The sequence below is a fragment of the Bacteroides sp. GM023 genome (assembly GCF_014750685.1).
Lineage (GTDB): Bacteria > Bacteroidota > Bacteroidia > Bacteroidales > Bacteroidaceae > Bacteroides.
This window is the reverse complement of record NZ_JAAXGE010000004.1, coordinates 202,531-225,631: the sequence shown is the minus strand read 5'-3', so window position 1 is coordinate 225,631 and position 23,101 is coordinate 202,531. Positions and strand designations below refer to the sequence as shown.

Sequence of the window (23,101 nt, the reverse complement as noted above, 5' to 3'; positions counted from 1 at the left end):
AAGATGCGGAACTGGTTGGCTCCGCATCTTTTTTGCAGTTTATTTCCCCAACAAACCGTCTATCATAGACTGTAAATTTGCTATGTCGCAATACTGGTTACATCCCCCTCGGTAGTCCTTTCCATTTTGAGCTGTCCGTATCAGAAACGAATCGAGTTCAATTCTTACGCCGCTGCCCATTCGTGACAGACCGGAAGAGTGGCTGATGTAAACGAACTTGCCGTTGCGCTCAATGAAGCAGGAGGTGTCATAATGCCCTTTTGAATTGGAAGCCACCTTTGCACCAACGGCTGCGGCATATTTGGAAATCTCACGCACCAATGCTGTCTGGAAACTGCGGTACTCTTTTGAAACATAGTCTCCTGCATCTGCAAGTATAGCGTCCTGCCATTTGGTATAAAAATTCTGTGCCATATTGATATTTATTATTATTCGTTCCGCAAATAACTTTTCCATTTCTCGCCGTCAATGGTCAGTTTGCCCATTTCCCAATCGTATTCCACTTCCGGTATATTGGTATAAGGGAAATGAACGGTGTAGCCTATCTGTCCGTAAGAGCAATGCAGAGGGGTAACGCAAATCTCCCAACCGAAGTAAGATTGCGGCGTGCAGTATTTTCGCCAGTTGAAACGACCTGCGGCAATATTGCCGCAAAGTCGTTTGAGTATGTCGTTTGTTGTCATTCTGTACCTCCTTTGCTGAGTATGGTGAGTTGTTCGGGACGGTCTGGAAACCAATAAGCATCACTGTCGATATATACGCATCTATAGCCATTCCAAGGTTTTCTGAAAGCTAATACTTCTTTGGGGCCAAATACCACCCCGTAGTCGTTTGTAAACGCCACCATATCGCCTACAGCCAAATCACTGTCTGTTTCCATGACTTCGGACAACCGGCTGAAAAACTCCATGCCCTCGGCTTCACGCTCTTTCTTCCAGCGCATAAACTCCTCTTTGTGGCTTCTTGATGAGCCAATAGGTAATAACTCCGATGCCAAAACCTCTGTCTCGGAAGAGCTTGTTGAGATTAAGATGATGCTGTCACTATCCACTTTTTCGGGAGTTGAGATAATTCGACATTCTATATCATTATCGGCAGTGTGCCAAAAAAGGAGGTTGCCTTGCTTGATGAAATCGTACTTGCTCATTGTCTTTTGATTTATTGTTTTTTTTATTTCCCTTTTCTTGAAGCCTTTTGACTTCGCCCAAAGGGGTTGTTTTCATGTGCGTCACAAACGGGGGGATGCAAGAACGATGAGCAAGGAACCTGCAATGAAATTTTATGAAATACCGTCATCTCCGATTACGGAAAGTTGTCGTCAAATTTTATTTCAGGTAGCGATAGCGGTACTTGGGCAATGTTCGTCCACCGTACCTTTGCACACGAAAACAGACCTGCGGCGTATGTCGGGGCTGTGAAGGGATTATACCCTTAAAACAGGAATATACCGGCTGTGAAACCGGTGGCGGAAGCTCTGCAGAGCATATTTATAAAAGTAACCGGGGAGCCTGTGCAAAAAAGAGAGCAACCACCCACTTTTGAGGCGGGTGGTTGCCAATGTTTCGGACAAACATCAGAAGTGGTAATCAACAACTCCTCCGATGTAGAGTATCGTTCCCGGTTCAAGCCTACAAACAAACTCCATAAACGTAAAGGACTGTTCGGCAAAAGACTGCAGCCATCGCCATCCAAATAGAAATGATAGGCGACATCCAACGGATTTTCCACTGCCTGTTTGAGATAATAGGTCGAACCCCATTCCAACATATTATCTGCCGTAAGAGCATTCGCTCTTTTTTTGATATTGGCGACATACTCCTCTTTCCATTGCTCTATTCCACCATTATAGCGCATGGTGTCATCGGATATAAGCTCGAACATTCCTTTGGGCAAGGCATGATTGACCAAATTGGCAATATCCTCTTTACGGTCTTCCTCGTCTATTTCTGAACAATAGTCATAGAAGCTCCCGTCTCCTTGCTGGAGTGTGTCCTCATTCAGATAGTTTTCTTTGTCTATCGGCTCCGTTGAAATTTGAAAAATCCTGCTGTGCATAATTGTAAATTTTAGATTGTCAAATATTTTCTTTTTTTCCTTTTCTTGAAACTCTTTTGGCTTCTCGTCGGGGAATGATTTTTATGCAGGACTGACAGCGGGAAAAGGACGGATAAGGCAAGTAAACAGTGTACGGGATGAAACGGAATACCCAACCGCCCAATGTAAGAGCACAGTCAGGCTCGTCCGACTATGCCCTGCAACGAGGTGGGGAGTGAAAGTCAATCTTCGATTTGTGGAAGGCTGCCGTGAAGAATATCCGGGAACCGTTAGTGAAAGCGATACTTGACGACCAGACGCACGCTGTACCTTTGCATATAAAATCTCTCCGAAGAGAATTGCCGACGTGAGATGAAAAGAGACCATAATTGAGAAACGCTATTATTCATAAGGGGAAAAGACTATTCGTGGTTGTTATAAATGCTTGATTAACATGAAAATACAATTCGCGCCATAAAATAATCCTTTCTTGAAATAAAAATCACAGAAAAAGAAACAAGATTAAAAAATAACCATTAACTTTGCACCAGTCAAGTTTCCAATCGAAGCGTCGAACGGAATTAAAAGGGAATCCCGGTGAAAATCCGGAGCTGTACTCGCAGCTGTAAGTCCTATTAAAGTTTATCGCACTCTTTGCCACTGGTGAAAGCTGGGAAGGCGCGATAAGCGGGATGAGCCAGAAGACCTGCTTGATGAGATAGATTTAGTGACCACGGGATAATTGGCATTAGATTAAAATGAACAGAGGCTCGTCCACAGGCACCTATATTCTTTTTGATAACCGATTTCTCATTCGTTGCAAATCTGTCGCAATAAAAACGAATGTGTGTTTAAACTTTTTGTTTAACTTTTAATAATTAAGTTATGAAAAAGAATTTTAGATTCTTGGCAATGGCTGTTGTAGCAATGGCCGCCGCAGTGTTCACGGGATGTTCATCCGACGATGACTTCCTTGCTCCGTATGAGGAGAGTGCGATTCAAACCCGCGCGATAAGTTCTACCAATGCGCTTATCGATTTTGATAACGTACCTTCCAGCGTAATGGCTTCTGACCAGTATGGAAACAATCTCTATTCTGCCACGGCCAACGGCAAGCAGGTAACGACCGGCTACATCACTCAAATCGGGCAAACCGGTACGTACATTCAGTTCCCGATTAACTATTTGGAACAAGAATGGGTAAGCGGACAGCCTTGGGAATATGAATTTTGGAATGGTGGTTTTGCCATCTCTAATTTCCATAATCTGACACAGGGGGATTATCAAAACCAATGTAGCGTGTACTGGCCCAACGGCGGTCATAGCGGTAAAAATTTTGCTGTAGCTTTCGGTTATAGCGATTCATACAATGATTCACAAGCAACCTATGACAAATGTGCGAAGATTTACCTGACCGATGCAACCGGCTACAGAGTCGTTACCACAAACACTCCTGTCAAGGGTACACCGAAATATGGTAAATTCAACAGCGTATGGGTTTGTAATACGACTTATACCTACTTAGTCATGAAGGATGGCAACTCGTTTACACAAGGCTCTTTGTCGGCACAAAAAGGATGGTTTAAGGTGGTATTTGTTGCGTTGGATGCGACGGGTAAACCTACAGGTAAGGAAGTAGAATACTATTTGGCAAACTTCGATTCCAGTAAAGATGCAGAATCAGGTTTGACCAATAAAATCCGTACCGGATGGAATCAAGTGGATTTAAGCGGTTTAGGTGACAGCGTATGTACTGTAGCTATCAATTTCGAAGGAAGCGATTCAAGCGCATACGGATTGAACACTCCTGCTTACGTTGCTATAGACGATATTGATGTAACCGTAAACGAATAACATGAATTTGGGGCAAATGCTTTTTAACGGCAAGTGCAAAGTATTTGCCCCTTTTTATTATATCCCAATGGAGATTGGAATCAAATACTTTCTTCAAGGGAATTTCAGCATTAAAATTATAAATATAATGAAGAAGTATTTGCTTTTATTCTCCTTGACGATATTTCTATTTGCATGCAACAAAGACGAAGAAATATCGCAGGACGTGATATTGCCTCCTGTCATTGAGTTGGATAGCGAGGACGGAATCTACGTTGTAAAGATAGGAAAAGAGGTCGTTATTGAGCCGACCTATCAGAATGTCGATTACGCCGTTTATTCATGGAAATGCAACGGTCGTATCATTTCCGACGAGCCTCAATTGAAATACATTTTCAACGAATGCGGTTCGTATTACGTTACCCTGCGTGTGGATACGAGGGATGCCAGCACAGAGGAAGAAATTCGTGTGGATGTCAATGAATTGGCTCCGCCCGTTATTTCATTGGTAACCCCCTCTATAGGGCTTAAAGTTGTCGCAGGACGTGAGTATATCCTTACACCCGACATTCAAAATGCAGAAGGAGCTACTTATTTGTGGACTCTTAACGGAAACGAAGTCGGAACGGAAAATACTTATACATTCAAGCAAGATGAGTTGGGAACTTATGAACTGACCTTAACCGTAACAAATGAAGACGGACAATCAAAGAAGACAGTTTCTATTGAGGTTGTCGATAAACTTCCGATTGAAATCGTAGTTCCGTCATCTTTATATTTTACCGAGAATAATACCAAATACGTAGAATTAGGACGTACTTTGTTTGTCCGCCCCTTTGTATCAATAAGTGCCGAGCCTTCTTATCAATGGAGTTTGGACGGGCAACCGATTGAGGGAGCCAATTCTTTGGTTTACGGTTTCAAACCCGCTAAAACCGGAGAACACACGCTTACCTTTACTGTGAAATACGACAATCAAGATACAAAAGCAGTGCTCACCCGTAATATTTCGGTCTCCGGTGTCGATGAAGTCAGTGTCAATATTCCGGTGAAATGTTGTGAAGCGGCCGGAAAAAGACCTTTTGCTGCCGGAAATTCCATTTACAGCAATAAAGTATATGAATTTGTTCCGGCTCCGGGACAATTTGTAAACGAAACGAATACAGCAGGTTTCAATGGGGAAAGCACGCACGAAGCAGCCTGTGCTTACGCACAAAAACGTCTTGATAATGAACAATATGTTTCTCTCGGAGGTTGGGGAGGATATATTGTAGTAGGATTCGACCACAGTATCGAAAACAAAGGCGGTTATGATTTTTCCATCAAAGGAAATGCCTTTGATTCGTCAAATGAACCGGGCATTGTATGGGTAATGCAAGATGTCAATGGAGACGGCTTGCCCAACGATGAATGGTATGAACTGAAGGGTTCTGAATATGGAAAACCCGAAACCATTCAGGACTATGCCGTAACTTATTTCCGTCCCGGTCCCAACATGGACACCCAATGGCAAGACAACAAGGGAAATAAAGGGGCGATTGACCGTCTCGGCAACTATCACCCGCAAGAGTTTTATTATCCTTTGTGGATTGAAGAGGATTCCTATACGTTATACGGCACATGCCTGAAAGCACGTACCGAACAAAGCCCGTCGACAGGCATGTGGTCCAATAATCCGTTCGGGTGGGGATATGCCGATAATATTGGTGATGATATGCCCAATAAAGACAATCCTAACGCGGGAGCACTTGGAAACTATTTTAAGATTTCCGATGCGCTCAATATCGACGGCACGTCTGCAAACCTTTCCCATATCGACTTTATCAAGGTGCAGACCGGAGTCAATGTAAAAGCCGGATGGTTAGGGGAAAATTCCACGGAAGTTTTCAAGTTCTGTGATGAAAACAACAATAACGACAAATAAAATTCATTATGAACAAAATATATCATTTCATCCTATTCTGTTTCGCTACGCTCTGCCTTGCTGCATGTAGTGATGACGACCCTGAAGTAAGCGGAATAGACGGCAAGGATCACTTCATCTCCGAGTTTGCTCTAACTGTAGATGGCATTACCTATCAAGCCATGATAGTCGGGGACAAGATTACAGTTGAGATACCTTATAATACCAGTCTGAAAGGGGCTACCGTAGAGTATGCCCTTTGCGAGGGAGCCTCTATTAACCCGAATCCATCGACCATAGAGGATTGGGAGAATGAATGGAAATTCGTAGTTACCTCCAAAATGCAGGATAGCAAAGTATATTCCTATACTTATCAATATACAGACATCGAACAGAGCGGCAGCGTAGTACTTGCCACGCAAGCCGAGGTTGATAATTTTGCAAAGACAGGAATAAACAAAATCGAAGGCAGCCTGACCATCGGAACGGCAGACGGAGAAGAAATCACCAATCTGGACGGACTTGCCAACCTGAAACAAATCAGTAACTCCCTTGTCATCAATCCGTCTTACAAAGGAACGGATTTGACCGGGTTGGATAATCTGGAACAACTCGGAAGTTTCAAATTAGGTTCGACAACTTCTGCCAGTAAAAACATAATGCTCAAAACGGTTAATCTGCCCTCTTTGCTTGGAGTGACCGGTGATTTTGTCGTTAACAGTTCTGTCATTGAAAAAATATCTATACCCAAAGTCGAGTTCATTGGTGAGGATATGTATATAACTTCCGATGCTTTACTTGATTTGGATGCAAATGCCGTTGAATCTGTCGGAGCTTCCTTAATTGTCAAAGGTTCGGTAGCACAAAAAGAATCAGCGACAACCGAAGCCATTGTTTTCTCAGCGCTCAAACAGGTCGGGAATGAACTTACAATCCAATATTTTCCCAAACTGCAAGGAATTTATCTACCGGCATTGGAAAGTGTGGCCGGTACTGCCTCATTCTCCGATATGTCCTCCATCGGAAGTCTTGCAATGACCGAATTACATTCGGTTGGAGGACTAACTATAAAAAATTGCAAAGAAATTTCCATTGTTGAACTTCCCGGTCTTATTTCCTGCGGAGAGACCAGTGTGGATGCGAATAAAGTCAATAAACTCAATATAGCTTCTTTGAAAGATGTACTCGGTGATATGACTTTAACTAATCTGCTCATAGAAGAACTGGATTTGTCCCAGATAAATTTTAACGGAAATACACTTACCCTACAATGTAAGCAACTAAATAAAATCGTAGGATCGGAAACATTTAACGGTAGCCTTTTTCTACTTCCTAAAGATTGTCGATTGACAGAATTTACGTTGGAAGGAATCTCAAATATACAGGGTGACTTCCAATGCATAGATTATTTTTATGTAAAAGAATTTGTTATGCCATTTATTCGTGTGGCAGGAGATATGACTATTGCATTGAATTCGGGAAGTGTTAATACGGCGGCGGAAATCGAATTTCCTAAATTGCAGGAAATTGGAGGGACCTTAACATTAGGGACAAATAGGAATGCAAATAATATTACCTTCCCGTTATTGAAAAAAATTCTCGGTTCATGTTCAGTTACGACTTACAAACTTAAGAATGATATTGAGTTTACCAATCTGGAAAGCATTGGAACGGATGGAGCTGATGCACAAATTAAGTTTGAGATTGAGGCTACTAATATTCTATGTCCCAAATTAAAAACGATAAATGGGAAGTTTGATATTGCAACATCTTCTTTTATGTTTGATATGGAAGTAGATAAAGTATCTTATCCTAACGTAGAATCAATATCCGAAAATCTTTCAATAACATGCCCGTATTCTGATTTTGGTTCTAATGGTATTTTGTCCATTGATTTTTCAGGTCTCAAATCAGCAAAAGGGATTAGTATAAGCGGGCAAGGAGATGTTACTGATTTCAGTTCTTTCAAATACCTGTTTGAAAACAATGTTCTAACAGGAGAATCTCAATGGTCTGTCAAAGAATGTGGTTACAACCCCACTTTCCAAGAGATGAAAGACGGGAAGTACAAGCTTGCCGAATAGATAACGAAACAATAAATTTTCTGCCAATCCTCGGTATGCTTACCGTAAGGTAAGCTGCCGGGGATTAACTATAAAAATAACGGTATGACCTATCACCAATTGAAATATCTGCTATGGAGCGTAGTTGTCGGAGTGACACTATCCTTGACATCCTGCATGAAGTGGGACTACGGCGATGCCGTGGAAGATTTCAACGCCACGGGAGCCGGACTGTTCATCACCAACGAGGGCAACTTCCAGTACGGCAATGCTACCTTGTCCTATTACGACCCGGCAACCAAACAGGTGCAGAACGAAATCTTCTTCCGTGCCAACGGCATGAAACTCGGCGACGTGGCACAGTCGATGACCATCTACGACAACAAGGGCTGGGTCGTGGTGAACAACTCCCACGTGATTTTCGCCATCGACCTGAACACCTTCAAGGAGGTAGGACGCATCGAGAACCTGACCTCACCGCGCTACATTCATTTCCTAAGCGACGAAAAAGCATACGTCACCCAATTGTGGGACAACCGCATCTTCATCATCAACCCGAAGAAATACGAAATTACCGGCTATATTCAAGTGCCGGACATGACGATGGAAAGCGGCTCGACGGAGCAAATGGTGCAGTACGGCAAATACGTCTATTGCAACTGCTGGAGTTACCAGAACCGCATCATCAAAATCGACACCGAAACCGATCAAGTAGTCGATGAACTGAAGGTCGGCATACAACCGACATCGCTGGTCATGGACAAGTACAACAAAATGTGGACGGTGACCGACGGCGGTTATGAGGGCAGCCCCTACGGTTACGAAGCCCCGTCGCTCTACCGCATCGATGCCGAGACCTTCACCGTGGAGAAGCAGTTCAAGTTCAAGTTGGGCGACTGGCCCTCGGAGGTGCAGCTCAATGGCGACAGGGACAAACTCTACTGGATCAACAAGGCCATTTGGAGCATGGACGTGACAGCCAGCCATGTGCCGGTACGTCCGTTCCTCGAATACAGCGGCACGATTTATTACGGACTGACGGTAAACCCCGCCAACGGAGAAGTGTACATCGCCGATGCCATCGATTACCAGCAGCAGGGCATGATATACCGCTACTCGCCCGAAGGGAAATTGATAGATGAATTTTATGTCGGGATTATCCCCGGTGCATTTTGTTGGAAATGAAGAATAAATTGCGGCATATATACCATATTATTTTCATCACGAAAAGACAGGAGATGACGATTCCAATGACAACCAAAGGAATGATTCTCGATCAGATGGTACAAATTTTCACAAGGAAAGGCTGTCATGTCTATGCCTGCAATGCTTTTCTCAATCATGTTCATATACTTGTAGAGATACCATCTCCCACGGACTTCGCAAAGATTATCAATAAAGTAAAAAGTTCTACAGGCGTTGTCTATCGAAAATATCCGGAATATGCGGATTTTTCAGGATGGGCAGCCGGATTTGATTCGTTTAGCGTGTCATTCAATGATCTGAATCGGGTAAAACACCACATTGAGAAACAAGAGACGGTTCATCAGGAACTTTCATTCGAGGACGAATACGACCAACTGCTTGAAGAAAACGGATTCAATGCCTATCAAGATTTTATGCGGGCATCATTCTCTGCATATGCTGCGGTAAATAACCATATTAAAAACAAAAGGAAATGACATATACAAAATATTTACTTTTCTCAATATTGGTTGTCTGTCCATCCGTGCTGTCTGCGCAGGGAATCACCCGGCGTATTCACCAGATAGACGAGGTGACCGTATGGGGCAAACGGCCGATGAAGGAAATCGGCGTGCAGAAGACGAAGTTCGATTCACTCGCACTGAAAGAAAATATCGCCCTCTCGATGGCGGACATCCTGACGTTCAACTCGTCCGTGTTTGTCAAGAGCTACGGCCGCGCCACGCTCTCGACCGTCGCCTTCCGAGGCACGTCGCCCAGCCATACGCAGGTGACGTGGAACGGGATGCGCATCAACAACCCCATGCTCGGCATGACCGACTTCTCCACCATTCCGTCCTACTTCATCGACCAGGCATCGCTGCTGCACGGTACTTCATCGGTGAACGAAACGGGCGGTGGACTGGGCGGTCTGGTCAAACTCGGCACGGCTCCTGAAGTCGCTGAAGGGTTCAACGCCCAGTACGTGCAGGGCATCGGCTCGTTCAAGACCTTCGATGAGTTCGCCCGCTTCACCTACGGAAGTGAGCGGTGGCACGTCTCCACCCGTGCGGTCTATTCTTCCTCGCCTAACGATTACAAGTACACCAACCACGACAAAAAGATAAACATCTACGACGAGGATAAGAACATCGTCGGACAGTATCACCCGAAAGAGCGCAACCGCTCCGGGGCGTTCAAGGACCTGCATTTGCTTCAGGAAGTGTATTACAATACCGGGAAAGGCGACCGTTTCGGGCTGAACGCCTGGTATATCAACTCCAACCGGGAACTTCCGATGTTGACGACCGACTATGGAGATGCAACCGACTTCGAGAACCGCCAGCGAGAACAGACGTTCCGCAGCGTCTTGTCCTGGGATCACATGAAAAGCAACTGGAAACTCGGCGTGAAAGGCGGTTACATACACACATGGATGGCCTACGACTACAAGCGTGAGGTCGCACCTGACAACTGGGCGTCGATGACCCGCTCCCGCAGCAAGGTAAACACGTTTTACGGTCAGGCGGAGGGAGAGTATTCTTTGGATAAAAAATGGTTTTTCACCGCCAATGTATCGGCACACCAGCATTTGGTACGGAGCGAGGACAAGAACATCATCTTGCAGGACGGTGGCAAGGCCATCGTGGGCTATGACAAGGGGCGCGTGGAACTCTCCGGCTCCGTATCCGCCAAGTGGCAGCCGATAGACCGCTTGGGTATGTCGGTGGTACTGCGGGAAGAGATGTATGGTTCCGATTGGATTCCACTCATTCCGGCTTTCTTCATTGACGGTATCATTTCCCCGAAAGGAAATGTGATGCTGAAAGCATCCATATCGCGTAACTACCGTTTCCCAACTCTGAACGACCTATACTTTTTGCCGGGAGGTAATCCCAACCTGAAAAACGAACAAGGTTTCAGTTATGATGCCGGGGTGAGTTTCGATGTCGGCAAGAAAGGCATTTACAAGTTGAGCGGCGGTGCGAACTGGTTCGACTCCTACATCGACGACTGGATTATCTGGCTGCCCACCACCAAGGGCTTCTTCTCGCCCCGCAACGTAAAGAAGGTCCACGCCTACGGCGTCGAGGTCAAAGCGAACTTCGCCGTGCAGCCGGCGAAAGATTGGCTCATCGACTTGAACGGGTCCTATTCGTGGACACCCTCCATCAATGAAGGTGAGAAGATGTCGCCTGCTGACCAGTCAGTGGGCAAGCAGTTACCCTACGTGCCGAAGCACTCCGCATCGCTGACCGGACGGTTGTCGTGGCGGACTTGGGCGTTCCTTTACAAATGGGCGTTCTACTCGGAACGTTACACCATGTCGAGCAACGACTATACGCTGACAGGACACCTGCCCGAATATTTCATGAGCAATGTCTCGTTGGAGAAAAACCTGTTTTTCAAACCGGTGGACATCCAGTTAAAATTCGCCGTCAACAACCTCTTCAACGAGGACTACCTTTCGGTACTCTCGCGCCCCATGCCCGGCATCAACTTCGAGTTCTTCATCGGCATTACCCCGAAGTTCGGGAAAAACAAGAAAAAGTCCGAAAATACAAATATGTAACGATATGAAAGCATTAAAGAATTTAAGCCTGCTGTTGCTACTTGTATTGGCATTCACAGGCTGCCACAATAAAAGTTCAAAACTCGCCGATTTCAACCGAACGGTCTATACACCTGAATACGCTTCGGGGTTTGACATAAAAGGTGCAGACGGCAAAAAGAGCGTATTGGTTACCGTCACGAACCCTTGGCAGGGCGCCGACAGCATCACTACGAACCTGTTCATTGCCCGTGATGACGAAGAGGTTCCGGCGGATTTCACCGGTCAGATGCTCAAGGGGGATGCCGAGCGCATCGTCTGCATGTCCTCGACCCATATCGCCATGCTCGACGCAATCGGCGAAACGGGACGCGTAGTCGGCGTGTCAGGCATCGACTACATCTCCAATCCCGACATTCAGGCACGGCGGGACAGCGTTGGAGATGTGGGCTACGAAGGGAACATCAATTACGAACTGCTGCTCTCGCTTGACCCCGACCTCGTGTTGCTTTACGGCGTGAACGGGGCAAGCTCGATGGAGGGTAAGCTCAAAGAGTTGGATATCCCGTTCATGTATGTCGGCGATTACCTCGAAGAGTCTCCGCTGGGCAAAGCCGAATGGCTGGTGGCACTTTCGGAGGTTATCGGAAAACGGGCGGAGGGCGAAAAAGTATTCGCGGAAATCCCCGTCAGATACAATGTCCTGAAAAAGAAAGTAGCGGACAATATCCTCGACGCTCCGTCAGTCATGCTCAACACGCCTTACGGCGACAGCTGGTTCATGCCCTCGACCGAAAGCTATGTCGCCCGGTTAATCAAAGATGCCGGAGGCGATTACATCTACAAGAAGAACACAGGAAACGCTTCCGCGCCCATCGACCTCGAAGAGGCGTATCTGCTGGCCTCGCAAGCCGATATGTGGCTGCATGTGGGGATGGCGAACACGCTTGATGAACTGAAAGCCGCATGCCCGAAGTTCATCGACACCCGCTGTTTCCGTGGTGGACAGGTCTATAACAACAACGCCCGCACCAATGCTGCTGGCGGCAACGACTACTATGAGTCGGCGGTCGTAAATCCCGACCTCGTGCTGCGAGACCTCGTGAAGATATTCCACCCCGAACTGGTCGAGGAAGATTTCGTCTATTACAAGCAACTGAAATAGATGCGCTCCCGTTCCGCCATATTGTTTGCCATGCTGGCCGCCCTCACCCTTTTCCTGTTTCTGCTGGATTTGGCGGTGGGGGCAGTCGCCGTACCGCTCGGCGATGTATGGGCGGCTTTGACGGGCGGCGACTGCCCGCGGGCGACGGCGAAAATTATACTGAATATCCGACTGATTAAGGCGGTGGTCGCGTTGCTGGCCGGAGCAGCTCTGTCGGTCAGCGGTCTTCAGATGCAAACCCTCTTCCGCAATCCTCTTGCCGGCCCCTACGTGCTCGGCATCAGTTCGGGCGCGAGCCTCGGCGTGGCACTCGTCGTGCTTGCAGGCTTCGGTTCGTCGATAGGCATTGCCGGGGCGGCTTGGCTCGGAGCGGCGCTCGTGCTGGTCGTCATCGCCGCCGTCGGCCACCGCATCAAGGACATCATGGTGATTCTGATTCTCGGCATGATGTTCTCGTCGGGAGTCGGCGCGATTGTACAGATATTGCAATATCTCAGCAAGGAAGAATCCCTGAAAGCCTTTGTCATTTGGACGATGGGGTCGCTCGGCGACGTGACCTTCGACCAGCTTGCGGTACTCGTCCCGTCGATTATCGCCGGACTGTTGTTGGCGGTGGTGACGATCAAGCCGCTCAACTTACTGCTGTTCGGCGAGGAGTATGCCGTGACGATGGGGCTGAACATCCGACGCTCGCGCGGGCTGCTGTTCCTCTCCACGACGCTGCTTGCTGGTACGGTGACCGCCTTTTGCGGTCCGATAGGCTTCATCGGACTGGCCATGCCCCACGTCACGAGAATGCTGTTCCGCAACAGCGACCATCGGGTACTCGTACCGGGAACCGTTCTTTCGGGTGCGGCGGTGCTGCTTCTTTGCGACCTCGTTTCTAAAATGTTCACCCTGCCGATCAACGCCATCACCGCATTGCTGGGAATCCCCATCGTGGTGTGGGTGGTCTTGCGCAATAAATCCGTCACCGCATGATAAAGTTACACGATTTTTCCATAGGCTACGGCGAGCGCACCTTGCTCTGCGAGGTGGAAACCACCATAGAAAAGGGCAGGCTGACTGCCCTTATCGGGCGCAACGGCACGGGCAAATCGACACTGCTTCGAGCCATCGCCGGACTGAACCGCCGTTATACCGGCCGAATCCTGCTCGACGGGCATAACGCCGCCGATATGCGAGCAGCAGAAATGGCCAGAACGCTGGCATTCGTCACGACCGAGCGCACACGCATCGCCAATCTCAAATGCAAGGATGTCGTGGCTATCGGCCGCGCACCCTATACCAACTGGATTGGAAAGATGCAGGAGGTCGACAAGGAGATCGTCATGCGGTCGCTCGCCTCGGTGGGCATGGAGGCTTATGCGGAGCGCACGATGGACAAGATGTCGGACGGCGAGTGCCAGCGCATCATGATCGCACGGGCGTTGGCGCAGGATACGCCGATTATCCTGCTCGACGAACCCACCTCGTTTCTCGATATGCCCAACCGCTACGAATTGTGTACACTGCTGGCACGGCTGGCGCATGAAGAAAACAAGTGCATCCTTTTTTCCACGCACGAGCTGGATATCGCCCTCTCGCTTGCCGATGCGATAGCCCTTATCGACCCACCCCAGTTGTCGTATATGCCGACCGAAGAGATGCGCCGGAGCGGCTGCATCGAGCGGCTGTTCCGAAATAATTGTGTGACGTTCGATGCCACGACAGGATTCATAAAAGTGGGACAATGACTAAGGAATATATCATAGAGAATTTCACAGCAAATATCAGCGTGGACGAATATATTTCACGCTTCCGGGACGAAAAACGTTTTGTCGAATTTTGCAAACAATGCCCCAACTACGGTAATAGTTGGGGATGCCCGCCGTTCGATTTCGATACCGGAGAATTTCTGCGCCAATATGAATATGCCCACCTGATGGCCACGAAAATAATTCCGGTCGAGAAAAATATTCCGATAGACAGAACGCAGGAATTGATTAAACCGGAACGGCTCAGGATAGAAAGGGAATTGCTGGAAATGGAGCACAGATACGGAGGTCAGGCATTCGCCTATGTAGGAAAATGCCTATACTGTCCCGATTCCGAATGCGCCCGCAAATGCAACCGTCCTTGCCTGCATCCGGACAAAGTACGTCCCTCGCTTGAAGCATTCGGGTTCGATATGACACGAACACTCTCGGAACTTTTCGGGATAGAGCTGCTTTGGGGAAAGGATGGTATTCTACCGGAATATCTTGTGATTGTAAGCGGATTATTTCATAATTCGGCAGAAAATATTATCAGTCATACGAAGCGTAATCAGGATTCAGGAAACCTATAATCTTATTACCCTCATTGATAACAAAAGTCCCTGCAATCCGAATTATAGATTGAGGGACTCGATGAAAGTGAATGTAAAAACTAAAAGAACAACTCTACTTTCGTATGCCTGTTGACTTCGACCGGTACATGGTCGGCTATGCCGCCTCTGCTTACCTTGACGATGCGTTCGATCGGTATGCCACGCTTTTTCAATTCTGCAACGATATAATCCGCTCTCGATGTACTTAATGAACCATTAAGCACAGGAGTTCCAGTCGAACTGTCGGCCGCACCGGTTACTCTCAAGGATAATCCGTATTTCTTGGCCACGCGAGCCAGTTCATCAAGGTTAAGCATTTGGGAAGCATCCGTCAGGTGCGCCGTATTGAGGTTAAAAAAGAAATAGACAGGCGACCCGATGCAATTCCCGGCTTGTATGAGTTCCGTCCTTTCAGAGACGATTATGCCCGGTTTCTCGGCATCATCTCCGTTGTTGCCATATCCAATACTTGCAGAATCAAGCGGCGAGATTCCATCCCAATGCCGGTTTTTCAATCTTGCCCGTAGTGAGTTCAATCCGCTGTAATTATTTCTGGGATAACCTTGACGGCGGTCGGTCTCATCGTCATTAACCAGATGACCGTACTTGTCAAGCAATCCTTCTATTTCCAGAATTTTCTTCAATTCTGCGACCGTCCGTCGGTTGCGGTCGTACCAGTCTTTATAACGCTTGTTTTCTCCGGATAAGATATTGGCATGATCCACGAGCCACTCATTCTGACGAATGTAAGATGTCGCATCAACCGCGCGTTTCCAACCGACCTTTCCGAGATGAAACGTGAAACCGGCGGTCAGCGATACCATGTGGTCGCCGAGGCGGTTCGGGCGTCCGTAACCATCGAAGTCCTGAAAGGTGGTCGTGCCGGAGAGTTCCAACATGGCACTTACTCGTTTGGAAATCCGATATTCTCCCTGTACGCCATACGAAACAGTAAAGGGATTATTCCCGTTAGAGGCATTGTGCAACAGGCCGACACCGGCAAAGGGAGCAAGATTCCAGCGTACCTGTTCTTGCCGGGCATATCTGCAGCCAAGGACATTCCACAGCAGATCCGCATGGATATGGTGGTAGTCCTGATTGGACAATGTTCCATCTTTGAACTGCACACCGCTGTAATTGATACGTGCGCCGACGGACGGAGTGAACCATTTTCCGACTGCGAAACTGTACGAGGGTTTCAAGCGTCCGAAGAGGTCTTCGCAGCCGAGAGGTGTGCCGAGAAAGGCGGACGTACCCCCGGCAATACTGACAAACCAGTTGCCAGTCAGGGATGCCGGAAGTACCACTCCGTCAAGATAGACGGGCTGTATCGGTTGCAGTTCCTCCGAGACATTATAGTACGGTGTATGTTGTACAGTATCCACCTGTACGGGTTGTATACTTGCCTGTGCCTGCAACGTGCAAAGCACGGCCAATATAAAAAAGATTTGTTTCGTCATATTCCAATGATATTATTCGTTATACTTTTTGATTTGTCATGAGACGTATGCCACTTACCGTTTGGGTTTCTTGCCAATGGCCGGACGCATCATGCGGCTCGCCATCCTCATGCTGCGGAGTGCCCATGCACGGTTGTCCTCGTCCTCATCGCGCCCCCATTTCAGGTCGCTGCCGCCACCTCCGCCGCCACGAGTTTCGGCAAAAGTGGTGGCATCATCGACCATACCGAGAAACAGCATCGTCGCGCAGTGCATCACGTCTGTACCTTGTTCCGCTATGGACTGGACGAGCGAGCCGTCGAACAGTTGCCGTTCCGCCACGTCCATCTGTGCCGATACGTTCCTATACTCGCCGACCACATTTTCCAGCAGGACATCCTTGAGCAACGTGTCCACTTTGGAATGTATATCATGGGAGTATTTGTAGGCTTCCTCCTTGAGTTCCCCGGTACGTTCCTCAATGGCATCCATGTTCTCTTTCAGCTCGGCAAGCTGCCGGTCAGCCGTCTGTAACTTCTCCTGCTTGTCTGCCAGTTGCCTGTTGATGCCTGCCAGCTCTTTCTCCAGACTTTTAACTTGTGCGGCTAATTGTTCCGCATCGCCCTTGTTCGCTTTCAAATCCTGTTCGGCTGCCGATAGCAGAGCCTCTTTTTCGGCTTTCGACTTCTCAAGGTTATCGACCATTGTCGTAAGCCCCTTGACCCTGCGCTCTGCCAGACGGATGTCCGATTGAAGGGTTGCCAGCACCTTTTGGTGGCGGTCTATATTTTCCTCGATGGTCGTACATTCTTCCGATAGCATACGGCGGTATTCTTCGGTAGTCCTGTGCCGTGCGCCTGTTTCGGATATGCTTGTTCCTCTCGACATTCCCCACCTTGTATTGACTTCGGCGAAAAAGTCGGTATGAAGCTGTTTCATCCTTGCGCTGTATTCAAACTTGTCCTTTCCGGCGAATATTTCCTTGTACGCAAAGCGGCCGTCTTTGATTGGCAACAAAGTACAATGCACATGAGGGTTCAATTCGTCAAGGTGTACGATGAATGCGGCGATGTTCTGCTCGCCATATTTGCCACTCACGAATGAATAGACGTCTTTCGCCCAGCGTTCAATATCGCTCATTCTTTTGATACGGGTATTGTTCGCACCTTCATCAAAATCCACGTTCTGCGTGCCGAACGCGAGTTCGTGCATCCGCTTACGGGAACCGCCGAAAATGAAGTTCACCACCGTGCGGTACTTCGGTTCTGCCAGTCCTTCGTTGGGGTCTTTGATTCCACGCCTCTCCAATATGTCCGCCATCCGTTCGGGAATGTTGCGGCTCGTGTCAATGGGACGTACCTTGCCTCCGGGCGCAATCTCGAAGTTCAGGTGTTTGCGTGTGGGGTCGTAATTCCCCTTATTCATAGCGTACTTTTCCGCCCTTTCACTGCGGTCACGCAAATGTTCGTTGCTTTGGGCTGCGGTGATGCCTTTCGACACCTGCATATCAAGTACCTGTTTTTGATCTGCCATACTCTTTTCGTGTTGTTTGGACAATCCGTCCTGTCCCAGCTTGCTGCTTGCCCGGACAGCCTACCGACGGTCGGAGACCTATCGGGGTATTAGGCTCCCCCTTCCCTTTGTTTCGTGGCAGACGGGCAAGCCCGTGTGCCTCCTATAACCGGCAGGATAACCGTTAAGGGATGGAGGTGGATTGTTCGCGTTATACAATCTGTTTTCGACTCCCGGTTCAATCCACCATCGCCTGTGCCTTTGCCAGAAGCGATAAAAAAGGTTTGCGAAGCGATTTGAGGCGTTCTTGGTCTTCGTCCATGTCGAAGTCCGTCACTGATGCCTCGGTGTCGAGAATCAGCCCGGCGAGGTCTTTGGCGGACTCGATGAAAGCAGCCCATTCTTCACCGAGGTCAAACCGGAAGAAATCCACAAGCGGCGAACTGTCATCGAATCTCGACTTGTGCAGGATTTTTTGCAGGGCGGCGTGGGCGATGCAGCACAAGGCTGTTTCACGATGTTCCGTGACCAAAGTGCCGGAATGTGCGGAGGTCGTGTTGGAATGGGTGTCCAAACAGAGTCCGGTGTCACGGTCGGCAATTTCAGTCTTTGCCAGACTTACGAGTTGTCCACATATTACGCCAGTTTCGGCAGCGGTCGTTTTGCCGATTACCCAATCGGACAATACCTCACGGAGCTGTCTGGCAAAGTCCGGCTGCTCCTGTGCATTGCGGGGCTGTGCTGCCTGACCGGATTGTACGGTCATGGTAATGACCACGCTTTTGGGAAGCTGGATGCGGGTCAGCAAACCGAATGCCTCCATTGCACTCAAAAAAGAACGGACGGTAGCCCTGTGCCAATGCCACTCCGATGCGAGGTCGGAAACGGTCAGGTGGCACTGGTTGGGTTGCAGCACGTAGGCCTTCTTTCTTAAAAACGGAGAAACGAAACCTGCCAGTGATTTGTCCAACAGGTCACAGTACGCTTCGGTGCGTGTTTTGCGTTCATCCCCTTTCTCCTTGAGATATTCGAATACCTCCCTGTCTGCCAATATGGAAACAGGTATCTTTTGGTTATTTTTCATTTTCATTCGGTTTTAATGATTCATATTGTGCGGATATATCAGTGTTGCCGCTGTCCGCTTCATGCGGCAGATTTGCGTGATGATTCTCGTGATAGGATTCTGACAACATTCCGGGATGCTTTGCCCATCCGGAAAGTGTGTCCGTATCCTTGCATTCGGACATGACCCGAACGGAGGGATAGAACAGGGCTGCCAGAAGAAGATAGGCAATGGTTATCGCCAAGGTGTACAGATGCGGCACAAAGCCGATGACCAGTGCGCCCGATGCGAGTGTGACAAATGCACGGGGGCGGTCAAGCAACCTGCGTAACCAGTTGTCCGTCCGTCGGAACGAAAACATTGCGGCACAGACACCGGTAGAGAGTAGGATTCCAAACTCACCCATATGTCCACAGGCATATACATAATGGAAAAGAAGCAGGCATATCAGCCATACTTGCACATACAGTTTACGGGCGTTGCCGCTTCGTGCCATTGCCATGTAAAAGGGTGTCATGAACCGCTTGTTGTTCTTGTACAATGACATTGATACCCCGAAAGGTATCGCGCAGAAAATGAGTAGCAGGATATTCAGTAACATAAGTAATAGGGCTTTTCGGGTATGGGAGTGGGACGCACAATGAGTTCCAACTGGACAATACCGTATGTCGCCAGCCGGATAAGGGTTTCGGCATCCTTGGGCGAAAAGTACATGGCCGCTTTCTTGATGCGCTGCTTGAATGTAATGTCTTGCTTTCGGTAGATGGCCAAAGCCTTGTCCAGTTCGTGTTCGGGAATAGTCCATGTCGTACCCTCGGCGTGTATGCCGTTCGTCTTGAAGGCACGCAGTACCAATGTACGGGAAACGAGGTAGTCGGTGCGGTCGGTTCTTGAGATGATATGCTCCTTGTAGAGATTGTCATCGGCAACCTCTATCCACGTCCGGTAGGCATTGATGCAATAGACCATCTGTCGGTATAAGGTGTTTCTCATATAAAATTCATCAGCACGTCGGACTTGTCTTTCTTGTATTTCAGGAACCCGCTTTTGGAGTGTAGTTCCAAGTCGAGGCATAAGTCCCCGTACATCTGCTCCAAAGAATCATAGATGGTGACAAGGATGCTGTTTACATTGCCCTCCGTATCCGTCTTGGCGTTCATCTTGAACATCTGTCCGAAAGCGGGATTCGAGTATGCACAAGTGCTGTGACCGAATTTTTCCGTCCGCATCGGAATATGGTGGTAGAGCGTGATCAACTCCATGTCGTCCTCGAACATATCCATTACTTCGTCCAGTTCGTAAGGGGTGCGCAACGGAAACGTAAGCAGCACATAGTCGCCGTAGAACTGCGGTTCTTCCATCGTCGTCACATCGAGCAACTGCGGAAGTTGCAGGGGGACGAATGCCATGAAGTCATTATAAAAATGTCGTAACATATTCATATCTTTTTCTGTTGTTATATTTTACAGCGTGTGTATGAATGCCTCCATCAGCATTCCGGGCAGCTCGTCCAAGCGGTTGTCTCCGGGGTGCAGCATCCTGCCCAACTCCCTGAAAGCGTCGGGTGTCTGCGAGGCAAGCATATCGAGTTGCTCTCTTTCTTCGGCTGAAAGCAACGCCAGGCAGAAACCGTCCAACGACGAATAAGGCTGGAGAAGCATCCAGATGTAGGCTTGTGCCTGTGCCGGTGTCTTGACTTTTTTATTGCAGATGTCGTCGATACAGGTTCGGATATTCTGAATCAGCCTGCGGTTGGTGCGCATGGCCAGATAAATCATGGCATTGCGATAGGTGATGTCGTTCCGTTCGGCGGCAAGGAATATCTGTGCACAGCATCGTTCCGTGTCATGAGTGATGTCGGAAAGATTCTCGCCGTCGAAATCAGGCAGACGTGAAAGGAATGCCCGGTACACGGCATCCTCCTTTTCGATAAAGGTCGTCAGGTCTGCCATACAATGAATACCGTAATCAATCGTTTCAGCAAGGGTAGTTCGATAAGTGGCAAGAATGTGTTGTCGGTTTCTCTGACTGACGGGCCGGTTATCCAATGAGGCAAAGAACGGTCGGATTGTTTCAGCCGCACGATGCAACTCTTTGTCTTCAAGATGCGGTGAGATTTGTTCTTTTACCCACAGTATATCCTTATAAGTGCGTGTTTGAGACAGCACCATCCGTGAAAATTCCATGCGGATGGAATCATGTATCTGTTCACACTCTTCTCTTACAGTGGAATGAAGCCGGCCAAGCGTATCACATTCGAGATGCAGGAATACGGAATCCCTCAATGTTTGCCATTGCTTGAGGTGTCCGGCCAATTCTTTAATGGAGAGTTTTTTCTGCCTGCGTATGTCGGACAGGTATTCCCTGTATGTTCCGGCAGGGTCATTCTTGGCTTTCGCCAATCGTTTGCCATTGCCGTTGTCGCATGACGCGCATAGGAATATGGCAATCGAAACGGCAATTATTTTGGCAAAGATTATCGGCTGTTTTAAGTTCGATTTTAATGTTTTCATACTATATCATTTCGTACTATTTAGTGCAAAACTATATATTATTTTTGATACTTCGCATCCGAAAAACCGTATTTTGTGCATTTTTTAATATCGTACTTAATAGTATGATTACCAATGAAAACAAGTGAAGATAAAACACGTGGAAATGTACGATTTTCGTTTTTTAATATAGTATGATTCATATACTCGAATAAAACTTGTATATTTGCACTTGTTATCATGAATATTGTATATTGATATGGCAAAAGTCGGTTATATATTCGAGGCTAATTCCTACGATGCGTTTGATGCGGATAAGGAATGGATGCGCCAATATGGGTGTGTACAGGTGGTTGAAGAATCGGTCGGACACGAGACGCTTAGGCCGAGATGGAAACAACTGATGTCGAATCTTGAAAGAGGAGACGAATTGGTGATGTCAAAATTCAGCAATGCCGTTCGTGGTTTACGGGAACTATCGGCATTGATTGAGCTATGCCGCATCAAGGTCGTGCGTATTATCTCCATTCACGATAAAATTGACACCGACAACAAATTGTTTCCGGACACGACACCGGCGGAAGTATTGGCCATGTTCGGGGCATTACCGGAGGAAGTGGCTGTTTTGCGGAAGTCGTCGGATAAAATTATACGCCTGCAGCAGAGTATCAGTATTCCGATTTCCAAAAAAAGTATGAGTAAAACTGAACGGGACAAAAAAATCGTGGATATGTATAACAATGGGTATTCAATCCGTGATATTTGGAAAGAAAGCGGTGTCCAAAGTAAAAGCACCGTGTACAGCATTCTCAATAAATACAAGGTTCAGCTTAACCGAACACCGGGACGAGTGCCGGGCATCCGGAAATAGAACTTATAAATCAATATGGATATTGAAAATCAATAGATTGCTTGCGTAATTCATCGTTTTTTCGTATCTTTAAGTTGGATATAACTATATAAAAACAAGACCTATGGGAGATATTATAATTTTATTGCTGGTGTTCTTGGTAGTGGGCAGGCTTTTGAGGGGCGTGTTCGGAGGATTCAGCAAAAGCAGTTTTCGGGATGACAAATAACTCCGGATTGTTGTAACTGGCAGATATTTGTTAATTTTGCACCGTATTCATAAAAATCAAGAACAATATGACAAAAGCGGAAATTGTCGCTCAGATCTCACGGCAGAGCGGAATAGAGAAAACGGTGGTGATGACTGTGATAGAATCATTCATGGAAAATGTAAAAGAGTCGATGGTTGCGGGAAACGAGGTGTTCTTGCGCGGGTTCGGTAGCTTTATCATCAAACGGAGAGCTGAAAAGACGGCCCGGAACATTTCGAAGAATACGACAATTAAAATTCCCGCTCACAATATCCCTGCATTCAAACCTGCCAAAGCATTTCTGAATGCGGTAAAAGAGAACAAGTAGAGTATAAAAGTACAGATGGTGCAACAACACCGTAATGAGTAAAACAAAAGCGACCCGAAGGCCGCTTTTGTCGTGATAAGGCA

At 47.6% G+C, this 23,101-nt stretch carries 23 protein-coding genes, 1 pseudogene and 1 riboswitch; of the genes and pseudogenes, 12 read left to right on the top strand and 12 right to left on the bottom strand.

The features are described from left to right. Nucleotides 1-39: 39 nt before the first annotated feature. The 5 genes and pseudogenes from HC965_RS10995 to HC965_RS26670 form a co-directional block, all read right to left on the bottom strand. Entirely contained in the window at nt 40-414 is a 375-nt protein-coding gene (locus HC965_RS10995) for a hypothetical protein (protein WP_004320558.1), read from the bottom strand. Between the two features lie 14 nt (nt 415-428). Further along, on the bottom strand, nt 429-683 hold the full coding sequence (locus HC965_RS10990) for a hypothetical protein (RefSeq protein ID WP_004320560.1): 255 nt from the start codon (nt 681-683) through the stop codon (nt 429-431). Beyond that, nucleotides 680-1,147, bottom strand: coding sequence for a hypothetical protein (locus HC965_RS10985; RefSeq protein ID WP_004320562.1), 468 nt, complete (start codon nt 1,145-1,147; stop codon nt 680-682). The genes HC965_RS10990 and HC965_RS10985 overlap by 4 nt, the downstream gene beginning before the upstream one ends. A gap of 426 nt (nt 1,148-1,573) precedes the next feature. Further along, nucleotides 1,574-2,055 (bottom strand): annotated as a pseudogene (locus HC965_RS10975) (hypothetical protein). A gap of 81 nt (nt 2,056-2,136) precedes the next feature. Continuing rightward, nucleotides 2,137-2,421: a hypothetical protein gene (locus HC965_RS26670; protein WP_153834750.1), complete on the bottom strand. Its 285-nt coding sequence runs from the start codon at nt 2,419-2,421 to the stop codon at nt 2,137-2,139. Between the two features lie 149 nt (nt 2,422-2,570). Then, a riboswitch (cobalamin riboswitch) is annotated at nt 2,571-2,763 on the top strand. Between the two features lie 156 nt (nt 2,764-2,919). On the opposite strand from HC965_RS26670, the gene HC965_RS10970 reads away from it, so the two are divergent. From HC965_RS10970 to HC965_RS10925, 10 genes are all read left to right on the top strand, one after another. After that, nucleotides 2,920-3,888, top strand: a complete 969-nt coding sequence (locus HC965_RS10970; RefSeq protein WP_004320565.1) for a DUF4465 domain-containing protein — start codon at nt 2,920-2,922, stop codon at nt 3,886-3,888. Nucleotide 3,889: 1 nt separating this feature from the next. After that, on the top strand, nt 3,890-5,791 hold the full coding sequence (locus tag HC965_RS10965; RefSeq protein WP_004320567.1) for a PKD-like domain-containing protein: 1,902 nt from the start codon (nt 3,890-3,892) through the stop codon (nt 5,789-5,791). Between the two features lie 8 nt (nt 5,792-5,799). Next, entirely contained in the window at nt 5,800-7,854 is a 2,055-nt protein-coding gene (locus tag HC965_RS10960; RefSeq protein ID WP_004320569.1) for a DUF4971 domain-containing protein, read from the top strand. A gap of 84 nt (nt 7,855-7,938) precedes the next feature. Further along, complete coding sequence (locus tag HC965_RS10955; protein ID WP_004320571.1) at nt 7,939-9,018, top strand: glutaminyl-peptide cyclotransferase; 1,080 nt, start codon at nt 7,939-7,941, stop codon at nt 9,016-9,018. After that, the gene (locus HC965_RS10950) at nt 9,015-9,515 is read left to right on the top strand and encodes a transposase (protein ID WP_004320573.1); all 501 of its coding nucleotides are present in this window, start codon (nt 9,015-9,017) and stop codon (nt 9,513-9,515) included. The genes HC965_RS10955 and HC965_RS10950 overlap by 4 nt, the downstream gene beginning before the upstream one ends. Further along, nucleotides 9,512-11,590: a TonB-dependent receptor gene (locus tag HC965_RS10945; RefSeq protein WP_004320575.1), complete on the top strand. Its 2,079-nt coding sequence runs from the start codon at nt 9,512-9,514 to the stop codon at nt 11,588-11,590. The genes HC965_RS10950 and HC965_RS10945 overlap by 4 nt, the downstream gene beginning before the upstream one ends. A 4-nt stretch (nt 11,591-11,594) precedes the next feature. Then, the gene (locus HC965_RS10940) at nt 11,595-12,734 is read left to right on the top strand and encodes an ABC transporter substrate-binding protein (RefSeq protein ID WP_004320576.1); all 1,140 of its coding nucleotides are present in this window, start codon (nt 11,595-11,597) and stop codon (nt 12,732-12,734) included. Continuing rightward, complete coding sequence (locus tag HC965_RS10935; RefSeq protein ID WP_004320577.1) at nt 12,735-13,715, top strand: iron ABC transporter permease; 981 nt, start codon at nt 12,735-12,737, stop codon at nt 13,713-13,715. After that, nucleotides 13,712-14,470, top strand: coding sequence for an ABC transporter ATP-binding protein (locus tag HC965_RS10930; RefSeq protein WP_004320578.1), 759 nt, complete (start codon nt 13,712-13,714; stop codon nt 14,468-14,470). The genes HC965_RS10935 and HC965_RS10930 overlap by 4 nt, the downstream gene beginning before the upstream one ends. After that, the gene (locus tag HC965_RS10925) at nt 14,467-15,063 is read left to right on the top strand and encodes a DUF2284 domain-containing protein (RefSeq protein ID WP_008765501.1); all 597 of its coding nucleotides are present in this window, start codon (nt 14,467-14,469) and stop codon (nt 15,061-15,063) included. The genes HC965_RS10930 and HC965_RS10925 overlap by 4 nt, the downstream gene beginning before the upstream one ends. A gap of 80 nt (nt 15,064-15,143) precedes the next feature. Here HC965_RS10925 and HC965_RS10920 read toward each other — a convergent pair whose 3' ends face one another. From HC965_RS10920 to HC965_RS10890, 7 genes are all read right to left on the bottom strand, one after another. After that, nucleotides 15,144-16,544 (bottom strand): OmpA family protein, encoded by a 1,401-nt coding sequence (locus HC965_RS10920; RefSeq protein ID WP_005680020.1) that lies wholly within the window; start codon nt 16,542-16,544, stop codon nt 15,144-15,146. 54 nt (nt 16,545-16,598) lie between these two features. Beyond that, the gene (gene mobV / locus HC965_RS10915; protein ID WP_007482776.1) at nt 16,599-18,056 is read right to left on the bottom strand and encodes a MobV family relaxase; all 1,458 of its coding nucleotides are present in this window, start codon (nt 18,054-18,056) and stop codon (nt 16,599-16,601) included. A gap of 217 nt (nt 18,057-18,273) precedes the next feature. Beyond that, nucleotides 18,274-19,119, bottom strand: coding sequence for a hypothetical protein (locus tag HC965_RS10910; RefSeq protein WP_005680022.1), 846 nt, complete (start codon nt 19,117-19,119; stop codon nt 18,274-18,276). Then, nucleotides 19,109-19,699 carry a hypothetical protein gene (locus HC965_RS10905; RefSeq protein ID WP_005680023.1) on the bottom strand — a complete coding sequence of 197 codons (591 nt, stop codon included), beginning with the start codon at nt 19,697-19,699 and terminating at the stop codon, nt 19,109-19,111. Before HC965_RS10905 ends, HC965_RS10910 begins: the two co-directional genes overlap by 11 nt. Next, complete coding sequence (locus tag HC965_RS10900; protein ID WP_005680024.1) at nt 19,690-20,091, bottom strand: hypothetical protein; 402 nt, start codon at nt 20,089-20,091, stop codon at nt 19,690-19,692. The genes HC965_RS10905 and HC965_RS10900 overlap by 10 nt, the downstream gene beginning before the upstream one ends. Continuing rightward, nucleotides 20,088-20,534 carry a hypothetical protein gene (locus HC965_RS10895; protein WP_005680025.1) on the bottom strand — a complete coding sequence of 149 codons (447 nt, stop codon included), beginning with the start codon at nt 20,532-20,534 and terminating at the stop codon, nt 20,088-20,090. The genes HC965_RS10900 and HC965_RS10895 overlap by 4 nt, the downstream gene beginning before the upstream one ends. Nucleotides 20,535-20,561: 27 nt before the next feature. Beyond that, nucleotides 20,562-21,611, bottom strand: coding sequence for a hypothetical protein (locus HC965_RS10890; RefSeq protein WP_005680026.1), 1,050 nt, complete (start codon nt 21,609-21,611; stop codon nt 20,562-20,564). A 238-nt stretch (nt 21,612-21,849) separates the two neighbouring features. On the opposite strand from HC965_RS10890, the gene HC965_RS10885 reads away from it, so the two are divergent. Both HC965_RS10885 and HC965_RS10880 read left to right on the top strand, forming a co-directional pair. Further along, nucleotides 21,850-22,461, top strand: a complete 612-nt coding sequence (locus tag HC965_RS10885; RefSeq protein ID WP_005680028.1) for a recombinase family protein — start codon at nt 21,850-21,852, stop codon at nt 22,459-22,461. A 263-nt stretch (nt 22,462-22,724) separates the two neighbouring features. Then, a complete protein-coding gene (locus HC965_RS10880) occupies nt 22,725-23,018 on the top strand; it encodes an HU family DNA-binding protein (RefSeq protein ID WP_255204174.1) in 294 nt (97 codons plus the stop codon). Nucleotides 23,019-23,101: the final 83 nt, after the last annotated feature.

What these genes read in the sequence shown, in the direction of transcription:
- HC965_RS10940 (WP_004320576.1), top strand. Translation starts at nt 11,595, where the DNA reads ATGAAAGCATTAAAGAATTTAAGCCTGCTGTTGCTACTTGTATTGGCA.
- HC965_RS10920 (WP_005680020.1), bottom strand. Translation starts at nt 16,544, where the DNA reads ATGACGAAACAAATCTTTTTTATATTGGCCGTGCTTTGCACGTTGCAG.
- HC965_RS10990 (WP_004320560.1), bottom strand. Translation starts at nt 683, where the DNA reads ATGACAACAAACGACATACTCAAACGACTTTGCGGCAATATTGCCGCA.
- HC965_RS10930 (WP_004320578.1), top strand. Translation starts at nt 13,712, where the DNA reads ATGATAAAGTTACACGATTTTTCCATAGGCTACGGCGAGCGCACCTTG.
- HC965_RS10960 (WP_004320569.1), top strand. Translation starts at nt 5,800, where the DNA reads ATGAACAAAATATATCATTTCATCCTATTCTGTTTCGCTACGCTCTGC.
- HC965_RS10910 (WP_005680022.1), bottom strand. Translation starts at nt 19,119, where the DNA reads ATGAAAAATAACCAAAAGATACCTGTTTCCATATTGGCAGACAGGGAG.
- HC965_RS10965 (WP_004320567.1), top strand. Translation starts at nt 3,890, where the DNA reads ATGAATTTGGGGCAAATGCTTTTTAACGGCAAGTGCAAAGTATTTGCC.
- HC965_RS10985 (WP_004320562.1), bottom strand. Translation starts at nt 1,147, where the DNA reads ATGAGCAAGTACGATTTCATCAAGCAAGGCAACCTCCTTTTTTGGCAC.
- HC965_RS26670 (WP_153834750.1), bottom strand. Translation starts at nt 2,421, where the DNA reads ATGGTCTCTTTTCATCTCACGTCGGCAATTCTCTTCGGAGAGATTTTA.
- HC965_RS10900 (WP_005680024.1), bottom strand. Translation starts at nt 20,091, where the DNA reads ATGAGAAACACCTTATACCGACAGATGGTCTATTGCATCAATGCCTAC.
- HC965_RS10995 (WP_004320558.1), bottom strand. Translation starts at nt 414, where the DNA reads ATGGCACAGAATTTTTATACCAAATGGCAGGACGCTATACTTGCAGAT.
- mobV (WP_007482776.1), bottom strand. Translation starts at nt 18,056, where the DNA reads ATGGCAGATCAAAAACAGGTACTTGATATGCAGGTGTCGAAAGGCATC.
- HC965_RS10885 (WP_005680028.1), top strand. Translation starts at nt 21,850, where the DNA reads ATGGCAAAAGTCGGTTATATATTCGAGGCTAATTCCTACGATGCGTTT.
- HC965_RS10955 (WP_004320571.1), top strand. Translation starts at nt 7,939, where the DNA reads ATGACCTATCACCAATTGAAATATCTGCTATGGAGCGTAGTTGTCGGA.
- HC965_RS10935 (WP_004320577.1), top strand. Translation starts at nt 12,735, where the DNA reads ATGCGCTCCCGTTCCGCCATATTGTTTGCCATGCTGGCCGCCCTCACC.
- HC965_RS10890 (WP_005680026.1), bottom strand. Translation starts at nt 21,611, where the DNA reads ATGAAAACATTAAAATCGAACTTAAAACAGCCGATAATCTTTGCCAAA.
- HC965_RS10925 (WP_008765501.1), top strand. Translation starts at nt 14,467, where the DNA reads ATGACTAAGGAATATATCATAGAGAATTTCACAGCAAATATCAGCGTG.
- HC965_RS10895 (WP_005680025.1), bottom strand. Translation starts at nt 20,534, where the DNA reads ATGTTACGACATTTTTATAATGACTTCATGGCATTCGTCCCCCTGCAA.
- HC965_RS10945 (WP_004320575.1), top strand. Translation starts at nt 9,512, where the DNA reads ATGACATATACAAAATATTTACTTTTCTCAATATTGGTTGTCTGTCCA.
- HC965_RS10905 (WP_005680023.1), bottom strand. Translation starts at nt 19,699, where the DNA reads ATGTTACTGAATATCCTGCTACTCATTTTCTGCGCGATACCTTTCGGG.
- HC965_RS10970 (WP_004320565.1), top strand. Translation starts at nt 2,920, where the DNA reads ATGAAAAAGAATTTTAGATTCTTGGCAATGGCTGTTGTAGCAATGGCC.
- HC965_RS10950 (WP_004320573.1), top strand. Translation starts at nt 9,015, where the DNA reads ATGAAGAATAAATTGCGGCATATATACCATATTATTTTCATCACGAAA.